Raw genomic sequence first — 6,612 nt, 5'->3', positions numbered from 1 at the left:
ATCCCATCCCGAACTCAGAAGTGAAACGCAAACGCGCCGATGGTAGTGTGGGGTCTCCCCATGTGAGAGTAGGTCATCGCCAAGCGCCTAATTATCTCATTGAGATGTAACTAAGCCAGCTGAATAAGCTGGCTTTTTTGCGTCTGTAATTTGTGAAATCCAGCCTAGTGTCTATTTAATTAGTCAGTTTTCCTCCCATTTTTCTCTCCTTAACACATTCTTTCATTCTTCATGACATCAATAGTAAGTAATGGTTGTCGATTGTTTGTTCGTTTATTTTGTCAATGCTCCGATTTTGCTACAGCTATCTTAGTTTTCGATCGAGCCTAGCTATTGCTATTAGTTAAGCGGTTACTTACCTTATGTTTTAATTTATTGGGGTAGATAAGGATCTGAGATGAAGTTAGAGATGATTTGCACTGGGGAAGAGGTGTTGGCGGGACAGATTGTTGATACCAACGCCGCTTGGTTTGCCAGTACTATGATGGAGCATGGTGTCGAGATCCAGCGTCGAGTAACCGTCGGCGATCGCCTCGAGGATCTGATTGCGGTTTTCCAAGAACGTAGCTTACATGCCGATGTGATTCTCGTTAATGGTGGTCTCGGGCCGACGAGTGATGATATGTCTGCTTTAGCGATGGCGAAGGCGAAGGGCGAACCATTGGTTGAGAATGCGGAGTGGCGTGAGCGTTTAGAGGAGTGGTTTACCCGTAATAACCGTGAAATGCCTTTAAGTAATCTCAAGCAAGCTATGCTTCCAGCCTCAGCTGTGATGGTTGATAACCCAGTGGGAACCGCTTGTGGTTTTAGAGTTAAGCTTAACCGCGCTTGGTTATTCTTTACGCCTGGTGTGCCTTTTGAGCTGAAGCACATGGTTACAGAGCAGTTTGTGCCCTTTATTCGCGAAGAGTTTAACCTTGATGCTAAGGTCGCCTTAAAGAAACTATTGACCATAGGCCAAGGTGAGTCTGCTTTGGCAGATAAGTTAGAACCGCTAGAGCTGCCAGAAGGCATTACTATTGGTTACCGTTCTTCTATGCCGCATATTGAGATTAAGATTTTCGCCCGTGGCGAGAAAGCGATTGCGGTATTACCTCGCGTCGCTGGGCACATCAAAATGGTGCTGGGTACTGCGGTTGTCGCGGAAGATAAAGCCACCCTTGCCGAAGAAATTCATTATAAGTTACTTAACTCAGGCTTGACCTTAAGCGTTGCCGAGTCTTGCACTGGCGGCATGATCACCAGTCAGTTAGTTGATTTCCCTGGCAGTTCATCTTACTTACAGCACGGATTAGTGACTTACAGTAATGAATCTAAAGTGCGCGTGTTAGGTGTTAATCCTTCAACCTTAGATGATCATGGTGCAGTCTCTATTGCGACTGTGGAAGAAATGGCTAAGGGGGCAAGGCAAATTTTAGACAGTGATTATGCGCTGGCAACCAGTGGAATTGCGGGGCCCGATGGTGGCACAGATGAGAAACCTGTGGGGACTGTGGCGATCGCTTTAGCAACTCGCGGCGGTGTTTATAGTCAGATGATTAAACTACCGAGACGTTCACGGGATCTGGTACGCAGTTTAAGTGCTGCTGTGGCTTACGATATGCTAAGACGTGAGCTTTTAGCTGAAGCTGTGATCGTCGATTATCAGTCGATTGGGCGATTCAGTAAGTAACTCTTATACGGGTATATATCCATTTATGCCCGCCAACAAAAATGCTCCCGAGGGAGCATTTTAACTTCTACAGAGATACAAAAATGGCAGATTATTTAGTGAACTTAAGCACTAATTTGCCTGGGGCAACTTGAATGCTTTCGGTCATTTTTGCCATCAGTGCTTGGTTACTGTCCTTGGTATCTAGTACATACACAGGCTGGTTTTCTAAGAATTGCCTTAGATAACCCATCACCTGCGGCGTGGCACTGCTAATCGCTTTTTCAATATCCTTGGGCGTTGACTCCACTTTGACTAATTCGAGTTGGCGCAGATAGACACTGTGCGTTGCGGTGTCATACCAAGGCTTGGCTTCGAAAGTCGTAGTGAGTTTGGCACTCAATGGAAAGATCGGATTCTTAATTGATACTTGAGTTGCGGCACTTACGCTCATAGTGTCAGGTTTTGCACCTAGCTTGACACTGATGTCGTTAATGCGTACTTCTGCGCCAACTAATTGATTGCCTTGTTTAATCTCAAAATGGATCTCTTTACTGAGGTACTGCTCCATTTCATGCTCGCTGATACTGTACTGCGAGACGCAGCCGCCAAGCAGTACAGTCAGTCCCAAGCAAATCGTGCGGGAAAGTTTTTTCATTAACCAGTGTTTCTCATACCCGCGGCCACACCTGCAATAGTCAGCATTAGCGCTAATTGCACATGTTCAGACGCAGGAGTTTCGGTTGTTTCCTTACGTGTCCGCGCTAATAGCTCGGTTTGTAAGAAGTTTAATGGATCGATATACGGATTTCGCAGTTTAACTGATTCGCGATTCCACGGCGTATGCGCCATTAAGCTATCTGATTTTGTCAGTTCAAGCACGACTTTAATACCCAGATCTAAGCGTTGGCGCAAGGTTTCGCCTAAGTGATGCAATTCCTTAGGTACTAAACAGGTTTCGTAGTAGCGGGCTAAATTAGGTTCCGCCTTGGCGTAGACCATTTCCAGCATTGAAATGCGAGTGCTGAAGAAAGGCCATTCCCGTTCCATATCTTGCAGTAAGCCCATCTCACCGCGTTCACTGGCGGCTTGTAGTGCTTCACCTGCGCCGAGCCATGCAGGTAACATCAAGCGGTTTTGCGACCAAGCAAAAATCCATGGAATGGCTCGCAGACTTTCTATTCCACCATCGACACGACGTTTGGCTGGACGGCTGCCGAGTGGCAGTTTTCCTAATTCCACTTCTGGCGTTGCCGCGCGGAAATAAGCCACAAAATCAGGTTCATCACGCACTATACCACGGTAAGCACCCACTGATTCTTCAGCGATACGTTGCATGCAATTGCGCCATTCTTGCTTCGGCTCTGGCGGTGGTAATAGGGTTGCTTCCAATACGGCCGAGGTATACAGGGCCAAGCTTTGAACCGCGAGTTTTGGCAAGCCAAACTTGAAGCGGATCATTTCGCCCTGCTCAGTCACACGAATGCGGCCATCTACCGAACCAGGTGGTTGCGATAGGATTGCTTTGTGTGCAGGACCACCCCCGCGACCAATGCTGCCACCACGGCCATGGAATAGCGTAAGCTTGACGCCTGCTTGTTTACAGACCGCCACTAACTGCTCTTGAGCGTAATACTGAGCCCAAGCCGCCGCCATGACACCGGCATCTTTAGCTGAGTCAGAGTAGCCAATCATGACCTCTTGCATGCCTTTGGTATAGCCACGATACCAGTCGATATCGAGCAAATCGGTAATACAGGCCGCGGCGTTGTTTAAGTCACTTAAGGTTTCAAACAGCGGTACCACACGCATTGGGTGCGAACAGCCCGTTTCTTTGAGTAGCAGTAAAACCGTTAAGACATCCGATGGTTTACCCGCCATCGAAATCACATAGGATCCGAGTGCTTTAGCCGGATGTTTAGCAATCAAACGACAGGTATTAAGCACTTCGGCCACATCGGCCGAGGGTTGCCAGTTACTTGGGATCAGTGGACGACGGTTGCTGAGTTCGCGTAATAAGAAGGCTTGCTTCTCGGTTTCATCCCAATGGTTGAAATCACCCATGCCGAGATAGCGAGTTAACTCGGCGAGCACATCGCTGTGACGGCTGGCGTCTTGGCGAATGTCGAGCCTGAGCATATGAATGCCAAAGCAGGCGAGACGGCGGAGAATGTCGAGCAATAAACCGTTGGCAATTAAGCGCATACCGCAGTCGGTCAAACTCTTATAGAGCATTTCTAACGGTGCTTTGAGATCGCTTTCTTGCCAAATCAGGCTCGACTTATCGACTTCAGGATTGTGGCCTTCGATGCGCGCATTTAAATAATCTATGGTGTCACGCAGTCTTTGACGAATAGATCGCAGCACGTGGCGGTAAGGTTCGCAGCTGTTATTGGTATAAGCCTTTAACTCATCATTGGCTTCTTCCATCGACAGTTCGCCGACCAGCAGCACGATATCTTTTAAGAATAATCTGGCGGCGGCATGGCGGTTGCGATCGAGCACCTCTTGGGTGACCTTCGCGGTAACAAAGGGGTTGCCGTCGCGATCGCCGCCCATCCAGCTTGAAAAGCGCACTGGCGCTATATCAATCGGTAATTGCTGCCCTGTGCGTTGCTGCACCCGATCGTTAAGTTGTCTTAAGAAGTCAGGCACCGCATGCCAGAGTGACTCTTCAATGGTGGATAATCCCCAGCGAGCCTCATCTACTGGAGTTGGGCGCTCGCGGCGGATCTCATTGGTGTGCCATATTTGCGCGATTAATTGGCGTAGGCGCAGATTGATCTGTTGACGTTCTCTATCCGACAGTTGGTCGTTTTCTTGCTCTGTTAAGCAGTCGACAATGGCGGCGTATTTTTGGATCAGGGTGCGACGGGATATTTCAGTGGGGTGCGCTGTTAGCACCAGATCAATATCCAGTGTTTTTAGACAGTCGAGCATTTTAGCTTGGTCGACACGACCATTGAGCATGCGGCCTAGGAGTTGTTCCACTGGGTCTGGCACGCAGACAAGTTCGTCGCAATTACGACTGATAGTATGAAATTGCTCGGATAAGTTAGCTAAGTTAAGAAATTGGTTAAAAGCTTTTGCAAAAGGGACTAATTCTTCGTCTGGCAAAGCTGTCAGTAACTCGAGCATTTGCTCTCTGGCGGCTTGATCGCCTCGGCGTGAGTCTTTGGCAAGCTTACGGATCTGTTCAACCTTCTCAAGAAAAGAGTCCCCAAGATGGGTACGCATAGTATCACCAAGGATTTGGCCTAACATACTCACGTTCGATCTTAATGACGCATACATATCTGTCATATTGTCTGCCATGGTTACTGACATAGTTACTCCGAATAGAAAAACATGAAAATTCCGCTGTGCATTTAGCCCGTTAGCACAATACCTATCACTTGGGGCTATGGTCAACAGCAGAACTTATAACTTATACGACTGGCTTATCCGATATGCAACCAATCACGGTATTTGATGAAGAATATTCAATAGAAATGCGAAGTCACGCAATATTTTTTGATGATTAGTGCAAGTGAATATGAAGTGCATCATTTTATGCTTTGCAGACATGTATCTTAGCTGTTAATGAAAAGGACTGATTTTGACTCATGTTGACCCTGGATAACAGTGTTATTAACGAGTTAGCTGAATGGGAACTGTGTCTTCGATATCCTAATTTGAGCTTAAAAGATGAAAATAAATTAAAAATATATATTCACATATATTGCATAAGTAGATCTTTGTGGTAGTCTAGCCATCAGTTGAGATGAGTCACCCCCTGTGACCTGTAGAGTGAATATCATGATGCACAGTATTAGCCTGACAGTGAATAAAATAACAACCTATTACGATTTCCTGCGACGATAGTCTTGTCATCATTCATCATAGATATGCGCGGTTGCGTGTAAGCTATTCATCTACTCTTTAAGTTTCTTTGATTCGGTTAATAAGACAAAAAACATGAAAAATATCGCCATTATTGGTGCCAGTGGTTACACAGGCGCGCAACTGACCGCTTTAATCCATGCAGAAGCAGATCTGATGATTCAGGGTTTGTATGTTTCTGAAAACAGTTTAGATAAAGGTAAACCTTTAGCGGATTTGTATCCTAGCTACAGCCATATCGCATTAACGCTGTCGCCATTGTCCGATGAAGCTAAGGCAAAAATCGTTGCCGAAGCCGATGCTGTGGTGCTCGCGACTGAGCACTCGGTGAGCCTGCATTTAGCGGCTTGGTTTTATAGCCAAGGGTTAGCGGTATTCGATTTAAGCGGTGCCTATCGTTTCAGTGATGTGGCGCAATATCCGAAGTGGTATGGCTTTGAGCATGAATATCCTGAAGTTTTAGCCAAAGCCGTGTATGGCCTTGCCGAATGGAATGCTAAAGAAATCGCTGCGACTAAGATGATTGCCGTGCCAGGTTGTTACCCGACCGCATCATTGACAGCGTTAAAGCCGCTAGTGAGTTTACTGACATCGGCTTATCCGGTTATCAATGCCGTGAGCGGCGTAACAGGGGCGGGCCGTAAAGCGCAGTTACACACCAGTTTTTGTGAAGTGAGCCTGACACCTTACGGCGTATTAGGCCATAGACATCAACCCGAGATCGCAACTCAACTTGGCCAAGAAGTGATATTTACCCCGCACCTTGGCAACTTTAAGCGTGGCATTTTAGCGACCATTACTGTGCAGCTAAAACCAGACACTACGACTGCCGATGTGGCAGCGGCCTATAGCGTATATGACCAGGCGCCATTGGTAACCGTAAAGCACAATCAGTTCCCGAAAGTGGACGATGTGGTGCTGACACCTAACTGTCACTTAGGTTGGAAGTTTGATGAGAATAGTGGTTACTTAGTGGTAGCCAGTGCCATCGATAACTTGATGAAAGGTGCTGCCAGCCAAGCGCTGCAATGCATAAAGATTCATTTTAACCTTTAATTGTTCATCCTTATTTAAGAGAG

The 6,612-nt window shown here is 46.9% G+C and carries 4 protein-coding genes and 1 rRNA gene; 3 read left to right on the top strand and 2 right to left on the bottom strand.

Annotated features, from left to right (window positions below; translation table 11 throughout):
- Both rrf and KO531_RS17535 read left to right on the top strand, forming a co-directional pair.
- A 5S ribosomal RNA gene (gene rrf, locus KO531_RS17540) occupies window positions 1–85 on the top strand; the annotation flags it as partial.
- A 312-nt stretch (window positions 86–397) separates the two neighbouring features.
- The gene (locus tag KO531_RS17535) at window positions 398–1,672 is read left to right on the top strand and encodes a CinA family nicotinamide mononucleotide deamidase-related protein (protein ID WP_219251827.1); all 1,275 of its coding nucleotides are present in this window, start codon (window positions 398–400) and stop codon (window positions 1,670–1,672) included.
- Between the two features lie 91 nt (window positions 1,673–1,763).
- On the opposite strand, the gene KO531_RS17530 is transcribed toward KO531_RS17535, so the two are convergent.
- Both KO531_RS17530 and ppc read right to left on the bottom strand, forming a co-directional pair.
- Window positions 1,764–2,309, bottom strand: coding sequence for a DUF1439 domain-containing protein (locus KO531_RS17530; protein ID WP_219251826.1), 546 nt, complete (start codon window positions 2,307–2,309; stop codon window positions 1,764–1,766).
- The gene (gene ppc, locus KO531_RS17525) at window positions 2,309–4,978 is read right to left on the bottom strand and encodes a phosphoenolpyruvate carboxylase (RefSeq protein WP_219251825.1); all 2,670 of its coding nucleotides are present in this window, start codon (window positions 4,976–4,978) and stop codon (window positions 2,309–2,311) included. Before ppc ends, KO531_RS17530 begins: the two co-directional genes overlap by 1 nt.
- 630 nt (window positions 4,979–5,608) lie before the next feature.
- On the opposite strand from ppc, the gene argC reads away from it, so the two are divergent.
- Window positions 5,609–6,589 (top strand): N-acetyl-gamma-glutamyl-phosphate reductase, encoded by a 981-nt coding sequence (gene argC / locus KO531_RS17520; protein ID WP_219251824.1) that lies wholly within the window; start codon window positions 5,609–5,611, stop codon window positions 6,587–6,589.
- The last annotated feature ends 23 nt before the right edge of the window (window positions 6,590–6,612 follow it).

It is taken from the genome of Shewanella sp. NKUCC06_TVS, assembly GCF_019345515.1.
GTDB lineage: Bacteria > Pseudomonadota > Gammaproteobacteria > Enterobacterales > Shewanellaceae > Shewanella > Shewanella oncorhynchi.
The sequence above is the reverse complement of the archived record's forward strand: the minus strand, read 5'-3'. Positions and strand labels throughout refer to the sequence as shown.

Coding starts and splice junctions, on each gene's coding strand:
- ppc (WP_219251825.1), bottom strand. CDS start 4,978: ATGTCAGTAACCATGGCAGACAATATGACAGATATGTATGCGTCATTA.
- argC (WP_219251824.1), top strand. CDS start 5,609: ATGAAAAATATCGCCATTATTGGTGCCAGTGGTTACACAGGCGCGCAA.
- KO531_RS17530 (WP_219251826.1), bottom strand. CDS start 2,309: ATGAAAAAACTTTCCCGCACGATTTGCTTGGGACTGACTGTACTGCTT.
- KO531_RS17535 (WP_219251827.1), top strand. CDS start 398: ATGAAGTTAGAGATGATTTGCACTGGGGAAGAGGTGTTGGCGGGACAG.